Source organism: Corynebacterium dentalis (assembly GCF_900232865.1).
Lineage (GTDB): Bacteria > Actinomycetota > Actinomycetes > Mycobacteriales > Mycobacteriaceae > Corynebacterium > Corynebacterium dentalis.
Window position 1 is genome coordinate 1 of record NZ_OCTS01000006.1, and the last position, 17,432, is coordinate 17,432.

Consider the following 17,432-nt stretch of genomic DNA (forward strand, 5'->3'; position numbering starts at 1 on the left):
CGTTGCGTTTGTCAATCGGTTATCCGTGATACCGACCATCACCAGAATGTGACAGCACGGCACTGTGGAATCCAAAAAATAACTTGGTTCATCACGCTATTGAGTTCTCAAACATCATATGCACACAATCGCTTGCTGGAATCTCTGTCCCAGCCGCTCGTTGCGACTTGGACTAATTTACACACCGCCATGTATGTTCACAAATCAGCAGGTCAAACGGCATATCGAGCATCTACTACCGGATGGTCTTGCCAACTCTTTCCGCCGCCTTGCGTGCGGCTTCTTTCGCAAAGGGGGCCACACCAGTAATGGTGGCGGATCCCGGTCCTAGAGCTTCTCCGTATCCCACTGGAAATAGTCCATCTACTTCAGGAGTAAGGCCGTGCATCAGAGAACGGAACGGCCCCACGGCAGGACGGAAGCCTGTGCACCAAATCAAATGATCAGCATCTACCTCATCCAGCGAAGAAAACATCGGATGCGACTGCAGCTCCCCAGAATCCCTGGCCTCCTTCACGGAGTCCACAACAACGATGTCCCCCAATGCGCTCTCCGGTCCCGGATCTTCCTCGCCACTCTGCATTGCACGCAAACGCTCGCGGTTCCTTCGGAACAACACTCGCCCGTCCACATCATCGGGCATAAACCGCGGTTCGCCCTGGGTATACCAGGTCACGTCTCCAACCTTGGTCAGTTCCGCAGCGATCTGAGCACCGGAATTCGCACCTCCCACCACGGCAATTCGATCTCCGACAAAGGGCTCAGGCCCCGGATAGTGAGCAGAATGCCACTGCTGACCTGAAAACTCTCCCGGGTAATAGGGCACAAATGGTGCAGACCACGTGCCTGTGGCAGCGACAACAGAACGCGGCTGCCATTGTTTCCCCTCGGAATCTTCTGCAACAAATCCATCATTTAGTTTTGTCACAGTGACAATTTCCACCGGGCGCTGAACCGGAATGTCGTATCGCCGTTCATAGCGGGAAAAGTAATTCACCACGTGTTCGGCGGGTGGAAAACCGGGATAAGAGGCCATCATCATCCCCGGCAAATTGGAGGCATTTGCTGGGGAAAACAAAGTCAACGATGGCCACGCGTGTCTCCACGCACCCCCTGGCGCTTCTTGGTTATCCACCACAATGGTGCTCACCCCGGCCCGTAGCAGATAGAACGCGGTGGCAAGGCCGGCCTGTCCCCCGCCGATCACCAAGACCTCGCACCGCTGAATCATATGACTACTTCACACGGGCGCCAGCGAAGCGCTTCTTGCCCTTCCGTAGCACCAGCCACTCACCATGGAGCAGATCCTCTGCAGACGGTGCCCATTCGATATCTTCGATGCGCTGGTTGTTGACGTATGCGCCACCTTCGCCGACAGTGCGGCGAGCCGCACCCTTGGACTTCTCCAGCCCAGAGTTCACCAGCAATTCGAGGATATCCGTGCCTTGCGGAACCTCTGCGACCTCCGTCTCCTGCAGAGCGGCAGCAAGAGTTTGTTCATCCAGGTCAGCCAACTCTGCCTTGCCGAACAACGCCTGTGCTGCCAGCTCGACCTTGGCCACGGATTCTTCACCATGCACCAGTGCGGTCATCTGCTGAGCAAGCACACGTTGTGCTTCACGCTTGAATGGTCGCTCCGCCACCTCAACTTCCAAGCGCTCCAGCTCTTCGCGGTCCAAGAAGGTAAACCAGCGCAAGTAGCGAATCACATCGGCATCCGCAGTGTTGATGAAGTACTGGTACCAACTGTACGGGCTGGTCATCTCTGGATCCAGCCACAGCTTTCCACCACCAGTGGATTTACCGAACTTGTTGCCCTCACTGTCCGTAACCAGCGGCACGGTCAGTGCGTGGACAGTCTCTCCGTCCAGACGGCGATTCAGATCCACACCTGAGATGATGTTGCCCCACTGATCCGATCCTCCCATCTGCAAGCGCGCATCGTAGTTGCGGCGCAGGTGAACAAAGTCATTGGCCTGCAGCAGCATGTAGGAAAACTCGGTGTAGGAAATACCATCAGTTTCCAGACGGCGCTTCACCGTCTCACGCCCCAACATCGTGTTCAGGGAGAAGTTCTTGCCCAAGTCGCGAAGGAACTCGATGACGGACATCTGAGAAACCCAGTCGTAGTTGTTGACCAACACCGCCTTGTTATCCCCCTCGAAGGACACAAAACGGGACAACTGGCCAGAGATGCGATTAGCCCAGTCCTTCACCGTGTTGGCGTCGTTCATAGAACGCTCACCCACATCGCGAGGGTCACCAATCATGCCCGTGGCACCACCTGCCAACACAATGGGTGTGTGGCCGGCCAGCTGCAAGCGCTTCAACATCAACAACGGCACCAAGTGTCCGGCGTGCAGCGACGGGCCGGTCGGGTCGAAACCAACGTAGGCGGCGGTGAGGGTCTCCATTTGCTCGCGGAGCGCGTCTAGGTCCGTGGACTGGGCAATCAGGCCGCGCCAGTCCAGTTCGTCGATGATGTTCGCAGAGGGACCAGATGCAGAAGAATCGGACGCAGGAGTGTCAGTCATGATGAAAAGAGCTTCCTAAAGTTAGGCGGTAAACGCGTAAAAGGTTTTAGCGCGCGTGTTAAGCGCAGCTAGTTCGCGAGGGGCCAGTCAACGGCCTCGTCGATGAGCAGCACGGGAATGCCATCCTCGATGGGATAGGCCTTGCCCAAGCGAGAGTTGACCAAATAGTCACCGTGTTGCTCCAAAGGGCCCTTGTCCTGCGGGCACGCCAGAATGTCCAGAAGCTGGGAATCGATCATAGTTTCTCAGTCTAGCGGTTCGGAATCGGGCTGGCCTCAGCCCACTGCCGATCCTGCAGTGCTTGGGTGCGAACTCGCTCCTTTTGCTCCGCCACGCGCACACCTGCCGTACCACCACGGGTCGCGCGAGAGGCTACGGCGCCATCCACCGTGAGGACTTCTCGGACCGCTGGGGTCAGGGCCTCGTGCACGCTGGCGAGCTCGTCGTCCGTGAGATCGATGAGATCGACGCCACGAGCTTCAGCAATACGGACACAGGAGCCGGAAGCCTCGTGCGCCACACGGAACGGCACTCCCTCGCGCACCATCCACTCGGCCAAATCAGTAGCCAAGGTGTAGCCTGCCGGGGCCAGCTCTAGGAGCCTGTCCGGATGGAACTCCAGCGTGCCAACGAGCCCTGCCATGGCCGGCAACAGAAGGTTGAGCTGAGAGACGGAATCCACGATGGGTTCCTTGTCCTCCTGCAGGTCGCGGTTGTACGCCAGCGGCTGCGCCTTCAGGGTAGCCATCAGGCCAGATAGGTTGCCAATCAAGCGTCCAGTCTTGCCTCGCATCAGCTCAGCGACATCCGGGTTCTTCTTCTGCGGCATGATCGACGAGCCCGTGGACCATGCGTCCGCCAAGGTAACGTATCCGAATTCAGGCGTGGACCAGGCAATGATCTCTTCGGCCAGACGGGACAAATCCACCGCAGTCTGAGCCAACACAAATGCTGCCTCAGAGGCGAAGTCGCGCGACGAGGTGGCATCAATGGAGTTATCGCCCGCAGTATCAAAGCCGAGCTCGTCGGCAATCGCCTCCGGGTCCAAAGCCAGCGAGGATCCAGCCAAAGCGCCAGAACCGTACGGGGAGATCGCCAAACGCTTGTCCAAATCGCGGAAGCGCTGCAGGTCGCGCTGCAGGGGGTGCGCATGAGCCAGCAGCTGGTGAGCCAGCAACACTGGCTGGGCTGCCTGGAAGTGAGTCTTGCCCGGCATGATGGCTTCCGGGTAGCGATCCGCCTGGCTCACCAAAGCCTCGATGACATCCACCACGCCAGCGGCGACATCACGCAGAGCCTCGCGCAACCACATGCGGAACAAAGTGGCCACCTGATCGTTTCGAGATCGTCCAGCGCGCAGACGGCCACCCACTTCAGGGCCAACCCGGTCAATGAGACCGCGTTCCATCGCGCCGTGGACGTCTTCATCGCCGGCGTCGGGCCCAAAGGCTCCGCTTTCTACGTCATCGCCCAGCTTCTTGAGACCCGTGATCATGGTCTCGAGGTCTGCGTCGGAAAGAAGACCGGCACGGTTGAGCACCCGGGCGTGGGCCTGCGAGGCCAGCACGTCGTAGGGCGCCAGCACCCAATCGAAATGCGTGGACTTACTCAACGCCGCCATGGCCTCCGCAGGGCCGCCGGAGAAACGGCCGCCCCACAGGGCTCCTTCATTGGTTCCGTGCTGGTCCTGCGTGGTCATGAATTTCTTTCCTTGGGTCGATGATGGGAACGCGAGAACGGGAGAAACCCGCTATTAGGCCAGGTCGCGCTTGGAAGCGATCTTGGAAGACAGACCGTGCAGCTCCACGAAGCCGCGGGACAGGGTCTGATCGAAGGAATCGCCCTCGTCGTAGGTAGCCAGATTGAAGTCGTAGAGGGACTTCGAGCTGCGGCGACCGTTGACGTCGATAGCACCGGCGTGCATCACCATGCGGATATCGCCGGTGACGGACTCCTGGGTGGAATCGATGAACGCATCCAGGCTGCGCTTCAGAGGAGCGAACCACAAGCCGTCGTAGACCTCTTCAGACCAGCGAGCATCCACCAGGCGCTTGTAACGAGCCAGCTCGCGCTCCACGGTCACTGCTTCCAGAGCCTCATGCGCACGAATCAGCGCAGTTGCGCCGGGAGCTTCGTAGATCTCGCGGGACTTGATGCCCACCAAGCGGTCCTCAACCATGTCCAAACGGCCGATGCCCTGGGCACCTGCGCGGCGGTTGAGCTCCTCGATAGCCTCGAGCACGGTGACCTTCCGGCCGTCGATGGCTACGGGCGCGCCGCCCTCGAAGGAAATAATGACCTCGTCAGGTGCCTGGCCCAGCGCTGGGTCCTCGGTGTAGGAGTAGACGTCCTTGGTCGGAGCGTTCCACAGATCCTCGAGGTAGCCGGTCTCCACGGCACGGCCCCACACGTTCTGGTCGATGGAGAATGGGGACTTCTTGGACTGCTCGATGGGGATGCCGTTTTCCTCGGCGAAGGCGATGGCCTTCTCGCGAGTCCAGGCGTAATCACGGACGGGAGCGATGATCTCCAGGTCAGGAGCGGTGTTGGCGAAGCCCACCTCGAAGCGAACCTGGTCATTGCCCTTACCGGTACAACCGTGAGCCACGGCGGTGCCGCCGTGCTCCTTGGCCGCATCGGACATGTGCTTGACGATCAGCGGGCGGGAGATCGCGGAAACCAGTGGGTATTCCTTCATGTACATGCCGTTGGCCTTGATGGTTGGCAAGCAGTACTCGTTGGCGAACTCGTCGCGGGCATCCACCACGATGGATTCCACAGCGCCGGCACCCAGAGCGCGCTGGCGCACGGTCTCCATGTCCTCGCCGCCCTGGCCGAGGTCGATGGACACAGCCACAACTTCAGCGTTGCGCTCCTTGGCAATCCAGCTGATGGCAACGGTGGTATCTAGTCCACCGGAGTAAGCGAGAACTACGCGATCCTTCATGAGTGATCCTTTCGATCGTCTGCGCCGCCGTGTTTTGGTGCCGACAGCAGCAAGTTTTCTTTCTTAACGTTTCTAATAGTGCAGTTTAGCCGTGGGCTAACTGGTTGAAGTACTCCGCCAGTTCAGTACCTGTAAAAGGTTCTCTGGCCAGAGCGAAGATGGTGTCATCTCCGGCGATGGTGGCGGCCAGTTGGTCCACTTCGCTGCGATCCAAAATGCTGGCCAGGTACTGCGCCGCCCCAGGTGGGGTGCGTAGCACCGCGATGTTGGAGGAGTAATCGGTTCCCACCAGCAGCTCCGCCAGCACGCGCCGGAGCTTGTCCGGCCCGTCGATGCGAATCTCGTGGGAGACCGAGTAGTACACCTCGCCGCTGGAACGGACCTTGCGGGCACCAATGTCCACGAGGTCGCGCGACAGCGTGGCTTGGGTGATCTCCACGTTCTCCCGCGTCAGCAGGTCAATGAGCTGGCGTTGACTGGAGACTTTGTGCGTCCCGATGATCTTCTCGACCATGTCCTGACGCGCGGACCGACTCATCGCAGTAGCCATGCCAACAACGCCTTTTGTGCATGCAGTCGGTTTTCCGCCTCGTCGAACACCACCGATTGCGGACCATCGATGACATCCGCCGTGACTTCACTGCCACGATAAGCCGGCAGGCAGTGCAGGAAGATCGCACCTTCGTTGGCCTGCGCCATCACCTCTGCATTGACCTGGTATTTGCGCAAGACGGTGCGGTCCTCCGATGGATCCTGCCCCATCGACAGCCATGTATCGGTGATGACCACGTCCGCACCGCTAGCATCCACCTGATCAGTGACGGTGACTGTAGCTCCCGTTTCTGCGGCCCGGTTTTGCGCGCGCTGCACGAAGCGCTGCTCCGGTTGGAACCCTTCGGGGGCGCAGATGGTGATGTTCACTCCGGCGGTGGCAAACCCCAGCATGTAGGAATTGGCCATGTTGTTTGCGCCGTCACCGAAGTAGATGGCGTTCAGACCTTTGAGCTCGCCCTTGTTTTCCTGAATCGTTTGCAGATCAGCCAGGATCTGACACGGGTGGAAATCGTCGGACAGGGAGTTGACGATGGGCACCGTGGCAGTTTCCGCCATCTGCTCCAAGTTGGACTGCGCGCTGGTGCGCCAGACGATGGAGGTCACGAAGCGGGAGAGCACAGCACCCGTGTCTTGGAAGGTTTCGCCCTTGCCCATCTGCGAGCTTCCTGAGTCCACGACGATGGCATTTCCTCCGAGTTCGGTTATGCCTGCGTCGAAAGAAAATCGCGTGCGCGTGGAGGTCTTATCAAACAACACGGCCACGGACTTGCGTTCCAGCAGGTCGCGGTGCGTATTGCCGTAGCGGTCCTGCTTGAGCTCGGCGGCAAGCGCCAGAACTTCTGCTTGTTCTGCGGGCGAGATGTCATCGTCTGCGAGGAAATGTCGGAGCGTCATGTGGCAAGTCCTTGTCTAGTCAGTCCTGTGGGATGCGTGTTGCAGTGTGTGTCGTCAGTGTGGATCGAGAGTGCAGGTTAACTGCGATTATTGCGGTGTGTGTCCAGCATTGTCGTGATTTTGTCGACGCCATCCTGCGCCTGCTCCATCGTCATGTTGAGCGGCGGAACAATCCGGATCACGTCGGGGCTTGGCCGATTAAGGATGAGTCCGTAGTCCAGTGGGTCCTCAGTCATCGGGGCGTCCAGAACTACTCCCAGCATCAGGCCACGTCCGCGGACTTCCGTGACGCTGGGGTGTGCTGCGAGTTGTTGCTCGAAGTACGCTCCTACCTTGTTCACGTTGTCCATCAGGTTTTCCGTGCGGATGGTATCGATCACGGCATTGGCCGCAGCGCAGGCCACGGGATTGCCTCCAAAGGTGGTACCGTGCATGCCCTTTTCCAGCAATTGCGCTGGTGGCCAGGCGATGGTTGCGCCGATGGGCAGTCCGCCACCCAAACCCTTGGCCAGGGTGATGACGTCCGGAACGATGCCCGCCGATTGGTATCCGAACCAGTCTCCGGTGCGGGCCATGCCGGCTTGGACTTCGTCGATCATCAACAGGATGCCGTGCTCATCACAGATTTCCCGCAATCCGGCGAGGAAACCTTCCGGTGCCGGAATGACTCCGGTTTCACCTTGAATGGATTCTACGAGGATGGCTGCAACGCTTTCGTCTGCCATCTCGCGGACTGCCTCGAGATCGCCGTAAGGGAAGTAGTCAACTCCCGCTGGCATCGGCTCGAATTGCTTGCGCTTATCGGGCTGGCCGGTTAGAGCCAGCGAGCCCATGGTGCGTCCGTGGAAACCACGCTCGGCGGTCAGGATGCGAGGACGCCCAGTGGCGCGTGCGATCTTGAATGCTGCCTCGTTGGCCTCTGCGCCGGAGTTGCTGAAGAATACTTGCGCGTCCTGGGCCTGCTCCCCCGCGATCTCGCGCAGCTTTTCCGCCAGCGTGATCACTTGCGGGTGGGCAAAGATATTGGAGGTGTGGCCCAACGTGGAGATCTGGGTGGTCACGGCCTCAATGATCGCCGGGTGTGCGTGTCCTAGAGCATTGACGGCGATGCCGGACAGCAGGTCCAGGTAGTCCTTGCCCTCGCTATCGGTGACTATTGCGCCGCTGCCCTTGACCAGCTCCAGTTGTGGTGTGCCGTAAGTGGGCATGATTGCAGTCTGCCATTGGTCTTGCCAGGTGGTTTCACTCATTGCTTTCCTCCTCGTCATTCCACTCTTCGCTGTCCCAGTCCCCGTCAGAGACCATCGTGCCAATACCGCCGGTAGTCATCAGCTCCAAAATGACGGAGTGTGGAATGCGTCCGTCTATAACGTGAGCTGCCTTCACTCCGCTGCGGATAGCGGACAAGCACGCGTCCATCTTCGGGATCATGCCGGAATCCAAGCTAGGCACGAGGCGATCCAGCTCATCCGTGGAGATGCGTGAGACCAGAGAATTCTTGTCTGGCCAGTCCGTGTACAGGCCTTGGACGTTGGTCAGCATCACCAGGCGTTCTGCACCGAGGGCGCCCGCTAGCGCACCCGCCGCGGTATCCGCATTGATGTTGTAGATCTCTCCATTTTCATCGGGCGCGATGGTGGAGATCACAGGAATACGGCCGGCATCAATGAGATCAAACAGGCTGCTGGCGTGGACTTGGGTGATATCGCCGACTCGGCCGATATCCACCATCTCCCCTTCTACTTCCACCAGCTTCTTCTCCGCAGTGAAAAGGCCCGCGTCCTCACCGGAAGTACCCACGGCATAAGGGCCGTGCTCGTTGATCAGGCCCACGAGTTCGCGTCCGACCTTGCCGAATAGCACCATGCGGACGTATTCCATGACTTCTGGAGTGGTCACGCGAAATCCTCCGCGGAACTCGCCCTTGAGCCCAACCCGGTCCAACATGGTGTTGATCTGCGGACCTCCGCCGTGCACAACCACGGGGCGAGCACCGACAGTGCGGAGGAACACCATATCCGCTGCGAATGCACGCTTCAGGTCCTCGTCCACCATCGCGTTACCGCCGTACTTGACCACCACGATTTTGTCGCGGAAGTGCAGCAGCCATGGCAGCGCCTCGGTCAGTACATGCGAGCGCTGACTGGGTGTGAGATCAGCCGTGTACCGCGAGGGATCCAGTGAATCGGGAAGTGTGCTCATGCTTGGTGTCCAATGAGTTGGGGGAAGATGGTCGGGGCTGTGTGGTCACTGTAGAACGTGACCAACGGTCTAGGTGGAGTATTCGGAGTTGATTTCCACGTAGGAGTACGAAAGGTCCGTGGTCCACACCGTGGCTCGCCCCTGCCCCACCGACAGGTCAATTTCCACGGCTACATCGGCACCGGAGAGGTCCACGCTGCGTGCCCCCGGAGCTCCCGTGGAGTCCACGCACACGGGCTGACCGTTGAAAGACACGTTGATCTTTTCTGGATCCATCTCGACGGGAGCCATGCCCACTGCCGCGAGCACACGGCCCCAGTTGGGATCGGAACCAAACATTGCGCACTTGAAGAGGTTGTCGCGGCCCACCACTCGTGCGGCGTCCTTGGCCTGGAGGTCATCGGCCGCTCCAGTCACGGTGATGGACACCCGCTTGGTCACGCCCTCGGCATCGGCTTGCAGCTGCATAGCGAGATCCAGACAGACCTGGTGAATCGCGGAGGCGAATTCTTCCAGATCTGGGGTCACACCGGAAGCCCCGGAGGCCATGAGGACAACCGTGTCATTGGTGGAGGTCGAGCCGTCTACGTCGAGGCAGTCGAACGTCGTCGAGGTCGCCGCACCCAGGGCTTCTTGCAATTGCGCGGAATCGTCGATGTTTGCGTCGGTCGTGAGGAACACCAGCATGGTCGCCAACGACGGAGACATCATGCCCACTCCCTTGCCCATCGCTCCGATGCTCCAACCCTCGCCGCGGTACACCGCTTCCTTCTGCACGAGGTCCGTGGTCATGATTGCTTGCGCTGCAGCGTTTCCGGCTGAGGTTTCTTCGGACAGCTGTGGCGCCAGATTTTCGACGCCAGCAAGAACCTTGTCCATAGGCAGGACATCGCCGATGAGGCCTGTGGAGCACACAGCAATGTCATCGGCGTTCAAGCCCAATACTTCTGCTGTTTTTTTCGCAGTGGTCTTGGCATCGGCATCGCCCTGCGCACCGTTGCAGGCATTCGCATTGCCAGCATTGATGACCACGGCCTTGAATGATCCGTCATTGTGCGCGCGAGTCCACTTCACGGGTGAAGCGACCACCCGATTGCGCGTGAACATTGCAGCCGCGGTGGACAGCGGGCCGTTGTTCACGATCAGGGACATGTCCGGCTTACCGGACGGCTTGATGCCTGCGGTGCATGCAGCCGCGCTGAATCCCTGCGGCACAGTCACGCCCGTATGCACGGTGCCGACGGACTGAGCATCTGGCTGGCTGGACGATCCATGTTCATTCATGGCTTAAATTCCTGACTGCGGGAGACCCGCGGTTTCATCCCAACCCAGCATGAGGTTGAGGCATTGCACGGCAGCACCTGCAGTGCCCTTGGTGAGGTTGTCGATGGCGCTGGTAACTACCACCATGCCGTCGATGGATTCCACCTGGAGGTGGGTCATATTAGAGCCGCGCACATTCTGCGTTTCCGGCTGTTGGCCTTCCGGAAGCAAATGCAGGAACGGCTCACCTGCACAGAAGTCTGCGTAGGCGCGGCGGATATCCTGCAAGCTGCCACGTGCAGGTGCGGTGACCGTGGTCAAAATTCCGCGGGTCAGCGGCGCCAAAATTGGGGTGAACACCACGTTGACGTCTTCGCCTTCCTGGGCCACGGCCTGCAAGTTCTGCGTGATCTCCGGCGTGTGGCGGTGTGTGCCCACGCTGTACGCGCGCAGGTTCTCCATGGTTTCCGCACCCAGCAGCTTCACGTTGGCCTTCTTGCCCGCACCGGAGACTCCAGTCACGGAGACCACGCTGATTTGCGGTGCGATCAGACCCGAGGCGATGCCTGGCAAAGCTGCCAGCGTGGCCCCCGTGGGGAAACACCCAGGAGCAGCGATGTAGGTGGAATTGCGGATGACCTCGCGATTACCAGGGATTTCCGGAATTCCATACGTCCGGGCACCCGCGTACTCAGAGCCGTAGTAGCGGCTCCATTCATCGGCACTCTGCAGGCGGTAGTCCGCACCGCAATCCACCACGTACATGGATTCGGGCAGATCAAGAGCAGCAGACAATCCGTGCGGCAACCCAAGGATGGCAGCATCGTTAGCCACCAGAATCTCACGAGTCGTGTCTTCCACAACGCGATCCGCTAACTGCGGAAGCTGTGGAACCAGATCGCCAAAGCGCTCTCCGGCATTCGATCCGCCAGTCAAACTGCCGATCTCAAAATCCTTGCCGTAACCAGGGTGCGCGAGCAGAAGGCGAAGTGCCTCTCCGCCCGCATATCCGGTTGCGCCTGCCACTGCGATCTTTAACATGCGCTCCATAGTGCCCTAGTTCGGCAGGAAATGCAAACTATTCACAAGCGTGGATAATATCCATTATCGCTTCTCGGCTGTTGCTCAAAAACGAGCCAGCACAAAGCCTTATCCGCGCAGTGTCGCGCCAACAGCCTTTTCAACCTGTGCAATTGCCGCCTCGCGCGCCTGGGATGCTTCTTCCTCCGTCAGCGTCCGGTCCGCCGCGCGGAAGCGCAGGGAGAACGTCAACGAACGCTTGTCCTCGCCCAGCGCCTCGGAACGGTAGATATCGAACAGGCGGATCTCCTCCAGCAGCTCGCCTGCACCTTCCTTGAGCGCGGCCTCCACGTCAGCGGATGGAATGTCCTGAGACACCACCACAGCAACGTCCTGCAGCAATGCAGGGAACGGAGAAAGCACCGGGCGTGGGAAAGTCTCGCGCAGAGGAAGCCCATCGAGGTCAATCTCCAGAGCGATCGAACGCGCTGGCAGCTGCGCACGCTCGCACACCTGTGGGTGCAGCTCGCCAGCATGGCCCACGACGGTGTCATCCACCAGGATTTCTGCACAGCGGCCTGGGTGCCATGGCAGGTACTCAGCGTTGCGGACGGAAATCTCCACGCCAGCGGCTCGGGCGATCGTCCGTGCCGCTTCGATGGCATCCCGGGCGGTGAAAGGCTCGGCGTCGCCCCACGTTCCCTGCAACTGGCGGTTACCCGCAGCGATCATCGCAACGTGGAGTGGCTGCTCCGGCAAGGAACTCATCAGTTCTGCCAGCTCAGCCTCGGTTGGCCGCTTGGTCACTGCTGGCATCGGAGAAGCCAACTCGGAGCTTTCCGGCAGGCTGACCTGAGCGATTCCATACAGTGCCGCATCGCGCTGACCACGCGTATTGTTCCGGCGCAGCGCCTCCATCATGGACGGCAGCAACGTGGTGCCGATGGTGGCGTAATCGCTCTCCAATGGGTTCTGGACCTTAATGGCAGTGCGACGTGCGTCGTCGGCAGGCAAGTCCCATACATCGAAAACGTTATTGGCGATAAACGGCGAAGGAATGATCTCCGCATACCCTGCCCACGCCATCGCACGACCAACCGCCCGGCGCATCTTCTGGCGCGGCGTCAGGCCACGTCCGGCGGGTGCCGTCGGAACGATCGACGGGATATCTTCCAGACCCTGCAAGCGCAGGACTTCCTCCACCAGATCCGCAGGCATCGTCAGGTCGGGGCGCCACGTTGGAGGCGTGACCTCGATTTCCCGCGCACCATTGCCATCGCGCTTGCCCGTTTCCCGAACCACGCAGCCGATTTCCCGCAAGCGTCCGATGGTGGTGCCATCCGGGTAAATGGTGCCGGCGACCTTGCCGGGGCGAGAGGTGTACATGGTGATGGTCGGCATGCGTTCAACCGTGCCGACGACAGTGCGCCCCTCTTCCACCGTTCCGCCCGCAATGCGGCTCAGCAGTGCCACGGCGAAGTCCAACGCCTCATTAATAATCGCGGCATCCACTCCACGCTCGAAGCGGCGGGAAGCCTCTGAGCTGAGCTTGTGACGGCGACAGGTGCGAGCAATCGTCAACTGATCCCAGTGCGCTGCTTCGAAAAGCACGTCCGTGGTGGTCTCAGAGATTTCCGACGTAGTGCCACCCATGACACCGGCCAGGGATTGGATGCCGTTGTCATCCGCGATGACCACGTCTTCTTCGTGCAGCTCGCGCTCCACGTGATCCAGCGTGGTGAGCTTCTCCCCCGCCTTGGCGCGGCGAACCTTCAGCGGACCCGCAATCTTATCCGCATCAAATGCATGCATGGGCTGACCCAGCAAGAACATCAGGTAATTCGTCACGTCAGTCGCCGCGTTCACTGGGCGGGATCCGCAGAGCATCAACTCGCGCTGCAGCCACAGCGGCGATTCCGAGTTCGGGTCAATACCCGTGACCTTGCGCATGCCGAACAAGGAACACTCCGTGTCCTTATCCACCTCAATAGCCTGCACCTCAGACTCGGTGGCAGGAAGGCCTGCAAACAGGTCATCATCCAGCGCCGCCGCGGCAGGATCCGTAGCTGGGTCGCGGAACTGCAAGTCGAAGCTAGAGGCCAGCTCGCGCGCCAGGCCACGTGCAGACAACGCATAGCCGCGGTCAGGAGTGATGTTCACGTCAAAGATCGTGTCGCTAAGCCCCAGCAGCTCACGCGCATCGTCGCCGATGGTCAGTCCGTGAGAGGCGAGTTCGGCGTCGGAAATAGTCATGATCCCCGCATTCTGTACGGTGGCCAGACCCACCTCCATGGCCGAACAGATCATACCTTCGGAAATCTTGCCGTAGGTCTCACGCGCGCCGATTTCGAACCCACCAGGCAAAACGGTGCCGGGCAAAGCGATGATGACGTTATCGCCCTCCGCGAAGTTACGAGCACCACAAATGATGTTCTGCTGCTCCCCGGAACCATTGGCCGTGCCCACGTTGACCTGGCAGTAACGGATCGGCTTCTTAAAGCCCTCCAGCTCCTCAATCTGCTCCACGCGGCCAATCACCAACGGACCAGTGGTCTCCGGAATGGAGGAAAAACCCTCGGTTTCAAAGCCAACACGGACAAAGCCCGTATCGAACTCCTCAGAGTCCACGGACCAACTTGGGTTGGCGGTCTGCAGGATGCGGGTCAGCCAAGACTGGGAAATCAGCATTGTGGGATCTTTTCCTTATGAATCAAATTGCGCGCGGTGCTGGGGTGGAATTTAATGCGATGAACTGCGGAGTAAACGCGGTCTAGCTGCGGACACCAAAAGGCAAGGTAAAGCGAACATCGCCCTCCACCATGTCTCGCATATCAGGCAGGCCGTTGCGGAACTGCAGCGTGCGCTCGATGCCCATGCCGAACGCAAAGCCGGAGTACTCCTCAGGATCCACGCCCGCAGCGATCAAGACGTTGGGGTTGACCATGCCGCAACCGCCCCACTCGATCCAGCCAGCGCCGCCCTTCTTGTTCGGGAACCACACGTCCACCTCAGCAGATGGCTCGGTGAACGGGAAGTAGTTCGGGCGAATACGCGTGGTGGTTTCCGGACCGAAGAGGGTCTTGGCCAAGTGATCCAGGGTGCCCTTCAAGTGTGCCATGGTCAGACCCTTATCCACGGCAAGGCCCTCCACCTGGTGGAACACTGGCGTATGCGTGGCATCCAGCTCATCCGTGCGGAACACGCGGCCGGGGCAGGCGATGTAGATCGGGAGATCACGCGAGAGCATCGTGCGCATCTGCACCGGCGAGGTGTGCGTGCGCAACACCTGCTTGGACCCTTCTGGCGCGATGTGGAACGTGTCCTGCAACGTACGTGCTGGGTGATCTGGGATGAAGTTCAGGGAATCGAAGTTGAAGTACTCTGTCTCTACCTCTGGGCCCTCTGCGATCTCCCAGCCCATGCCCACGAATATGTCCGCGATGTGCTCAGACAGGATCGTGATGGGGTGCTGCGCGCCGCGCTGCCCACGGGTGGTCGGCTCGGTGACGTCAATGCGCTCGGCCTGGAGAACTTCCAGGTTGCGCTTGTGCTCCAGCTCTTCCTTAACTTCGACGAAGCGCTTTTCCACGCGACCGCGAGCCATATTAACTAGCCGGCCTGCATCCTTACGCTGGTCTTTCGGCAAAGTTCCGAGGCTACGGCGAGCTGAGGGAATCGGCGCCTCATCACCGAGGTGATCCCTGCGCGCAACGGCCAGCTCGTCGAGGTTCGCGGCGCCCTCAAAAGCCTGGATAGCGGCGTTCGCAGCAGCCTCCAAACCAGCCTCAGATAGATCCACCGTGGAGTCAACGGAGTCTGACAAAGCGCACCTCGCATTAGTTAAAACAATTTAATAACTCGTACAGTCTAGCCAACTGGCTTCACACGCGTGCTATTAGTCCGCGAGCTTTGTAAATCGTGCAGCACGTCAGTCTTCTTCGCCGCGCGCCTTAGCTTGCGCACGGGCGGATTCATAAAGACAGATCGAGGCGGCAGTAGCGAGGTTCAGGGATTCTGTGCGCCCGCGTAGCGGGATGGAAACGCGAATGTCTGCTTCTGCCAAGAGGTCCTCGCCGAGGCCATGGGCTTCGTTTCCGAAAAGCCACGCGGTGGGCTTGGTGAGGAGCTCGTCGGCATCATCAAGGCTCACTTCTCCGTCCGCAGCGGTTGCCAAAATCTGTAAACCCTTTGCTCGCAGCTGACCCAACACGTCCTTGATGTTTGTATCGCGCGAGACGGGAAGGTGGAACAACGAGCCGGCAGAGGATCGAACGGTCTTGCAGGACTGCGGATCTACGGTTTCTCCAGCGAACACCACGGCGTCGGCGCCCATCGCGTCAGAGACTCGAATAAGAGTTCCTGCGTTGCCAGGATCACTGGTCAGAACAGGGACGGAGACGAGCTGGGGGTTGCCCGCAATCGCCTTGCCAGTGCTCCACAGAACTGGCTTACACACGGCGAAAATGCCACTGGTTGTGCTGGTGTCCGAAAGGTGGTGGGCTGCGCGCTCGGTAATCAGATGAACGTACACGTTCATGTATTTCGCGGTACGGACAACAGGCTCATAGCGCTCCGCGGCCTTCTCTGTGACAAAGACATCGGTGGCTGCTCCGGTGGAGATGGCTGCTTCCACCGAATTTTCACCTTCAACCAGGAAGGCTCCGGCCTTCTTCCGCGCAGCGGCGCGGTGCAATTTCGCTGCGTTGGCCACACGCGGGGTGCGCTCGGTGAAGATCTCTGGTCCGTCGTGCTCCGGGTTCGTCATAGGTGCACAGTCTACTCATGCAGTCGCAATCACTCAGCTGCGCTAGACGTAGATACATTGTCGCTAGATTCGAGCTCTATTGCTTCCGCTAACATCTCTTCGACATCCACTGTGTCTTTTTCATCGTGGACATCTTCGAATTCAGCGTCAATTACCGATGACACCCATAGTTCTGGATCCAGGCCATACTTTTCTGAGAGGTAACGAAGACGGTATGCTTCCTGAGCTCGTTCAAACGTCTTACGCGCAAGGCTTACGTTCAACCCTCCGTTCAATGCAATACCAAACACTGGAACCGCAGAAGCTAACTTTTGGTGAGTGAGTTTCACTCCGAGAGATGAAAACACCTTCCTGATAACCCCGACAAGCACATTGTTATTCAGGCTCCTCCAAGTCGCGCCCCTCATCATTTGCTGCGTGAGACGTGAAAGCGAGGCGAGAGACGCAGCCTTTTCCGCACTTCCAGACGCAGTTGTATAAGACAAAACACTGGTTGCGTAAAGCTGTTCTTCTGGCTCATTAACATCGAAGCCATAGTGGGCAGCGACAGAGGCGACGATCCTTCCCATGCCAGTAAGTACAAATACGCTGTCTGTGGCAACAGCCCCCACAGCAACCGCCAAAGAAGTACCCGCCGAAACTGTAGAGGCGACCGTCAGCCCGGTAACCGCAACCGAACTACCAGCTCCCTCGATCAGCCCCACCAACGAATAGACCTGTTTCCCTTTGCCCACCATCCGGTCACAGTCTTTTAGTGACTGACTTTGAATATCGCGGAATGACTGAACATCCAAACCCGCCTTAGAGTACTTCTTGGCTAGTTTCCCATAATTAACGGAAGCCAATCCGAAGTCTACGGTCGTACTGTGCAGTGACTCCAAAGCCTTACCCATCGAGTCATTAACGGCATCTCTAACAAGCGCTTCCATCTCAGAACCTTTAGGCACCCGTTGAACCAAACTTGAAAGACTTGTGCCTGCTGCACTTTGAACCTTCTTCGACCTGGCTGCAAAACCAGAACTCAAGTCATTCATCCGAGAACTAAACCCTGATGAATTATCACTTGCCTTTGGCCTGGTCAATTTCTCCCATGCTTTGCGGTCATACTCAGACATATCCGCCATGCGGTTTTCATACTCCATGTACATGTTTAGGAATACTACGGACAATCCGGGTCAAGAGTCCCTGCAATGCCAAGGTCCCACTTGATACTTATGTCATCTCCAATCGTTTCTTGGACGAACCTCACAGC

15 protein-coding genes are annotated in these 17,432 nt (G+C 59.1%); all 15 read right to left on the reverse strand.

What is annotated here, in order from left to right; translation table 11 throughout:
• Positions 1-235: 235 nt before the first annotated feature.
• Complete coding sequence (locus tag CS919_RS07345; protein ID WP_099298858.1) at positions 236-1,231, reverse strand: FAD-dependent oxidoreductase; 996 nt, start codon at positions 1,229-1,231, stop codon at positions 236-238.
• Between the two features lie 4 nt (positions 1,232-1,235).
• On the reverse strand, positions 1,236-2,534 hold the full coding sequence (gene tyrS / locus CS919_RS07350; protein WP_099298859.1) for a tyrosine--tRNA ligase: 1,299 nt from the start codon (positions 2,532-2,534) through the stop codon (positions 1,236-1,238).
• A 68-nt stretch (positions 2,535-2,602) separates the two neighbouring features.
• Positions 2,603-2,773, reverse strand: a complete 171-nt coding sequence (locus CS919_RS07355; protein WP_099298860.1) for a Trm112 family protein — start codon at positions 2,771-2,773, stop codon at positions 2,603-2,605.
• 11 nt (positions 2,774-2,784) lie between these two features.
• Entirely contained in the window at positions 2,785-4,233 is a 1,449-nt protein-coding gene (gene argH, locus CS919_RS07360; RefSeq protein WP_099298861.1) for an argininosuccinate lyase, read from the reverse strand.
• Between the two features lie 54 nt (positions 4,234-4,287).
• Positions 4,288-5,481 (reverse strand): argininosuccinate synthase, encoded by a 1,194-nt coding sequence (locus tag CS919_RS07365; protein WP_099298862.1) that lies wholly within the window; start codon positions 5,479-5,481, stop codon positions 4,288-4,290.
• Positions 5,482-5,566: 85 nt separating this feature from the next.
• The gene (gene argR / locus CS919_RS07370; protein WP_099298863.1) at positions 5,567-6,031 is read right to left on the reverse strand and encodes an arginine repressor; all 465 of its coding nucleotides are present in this window, start codon (positions 6,029-6,031) and stop codon (positions 5,567-5,569) included.
• Positions 6,016-6,930 (reverse strand): ornithine carbamoyltransferase, encoded by a 915-nt coding sequence (gene argF, locus CS919_RS07375; protein ID WP_099298864.1) that lies wholly within the window; start codon positions 6,928-6,930, stop codon positions 6,016-6,018. Before argF ends, argR begins: the two co-directional genes overlap by 16 nt.
• A 77-nt stretch (positions 6,931-7,007) precedes the next feature.
• On the reverse strand, positions 7,008-8,180 hold the full coding sequence (locus tag CS919_RS07380; protein WP_099298865.1) for an acetylornithine transaminase: 1,173 nt from the start codon (positions 8,178-8,180) through the stop codon (positions 7,008-7,010).
• Positions 8,173-9,132, reverse strand: coding sequence for an acetylglutamate kinase (argB, locus tag CS919_RS07385; RefSeq protein WP_099298866.1), 960 nt, complete (start codon positions 9,130-9,132; stop codon positions 8,173-8,175). Before argB ends, CS919_RS07380 begins: the two co-directional genes overlap by 8 nt.
• Before the next feature lie 69 nt (positions 9,133-9,201).
• A complete protein-coding gene (gene argJ / locus CS919_RS07390; protein WP_099298867.1) occupies positions 9,202-10,416 on the reverse strand; it encodes a bifunctional glutamate N-acetyltransferase/amino-acid acetyltransferase ArgJ in 1,215 nt (404 codons plus the stop codon).
• Positions 10,417-10,419: 3 nt separating this feature from the next.
• Complete coding sequence (gene argC / locus CS919_RS07395; protein WP_099298868.1) at positions 10,420-11,436, reverse strand: N-acetyl-gamma-glutamyl-phosphate reductase; 1,017 nt, start codon at positions 11,434-11,436, stop codon at positions 10,420-10,422.
• 108 nt (positions 11,437-11,544) lie between these two features.
• A complete protein-coding gene (gene pheT, locus CS919_RS07400; protein ID WP_099298869.1) occupies positions 11,545-14,103 on the reverse strand; it encodes a phenylalanine--tRNA ligase subunit beta in 2,559 nt (852 codons plus the stop codon).
• An 82-nt stretch (positions 14,104-14,185) separates the two neighbouring features.
• Positions 14,186-15,238: a phenylalanine--tRNA ligase subunit alpha gene (gene pheS, locus CS919_RS07405; RefSeq protein ID WP_099298870.1), complete on the reverse strand. Its 1,053-nt coding sequence runs from the start codon at positions 15,236-15,238 to the stop codon at positions 14,186-14,188.
• 105 nt (positions 15,239-15,343) lie between these two features.
• On the reverse strand, positions 15,344-16,180 hold the full coding sequence (locus CS919_RS07410) for a TrmH family RNA methyltransferase (RefSeq protein WP_099298871.1): 837 nt from the start codon (positions 16,178-16,180) through the stop codon (positions 15,344-15,346).
• Between the two features lie 29 nt (positions 16,181-16,209).
• Positions 16,210-17,322, reverse strand: coding sequence for an EcsC family protein (locus CS919_RS07415; RefSeq protein WP_159460963.1), 1,113 nt, complete (start codon positions 17,320-17,322; stop codon positions 16,210-16,212).
• Positions 17,323-17,432 lie beyond the last annotated feature (110 nt).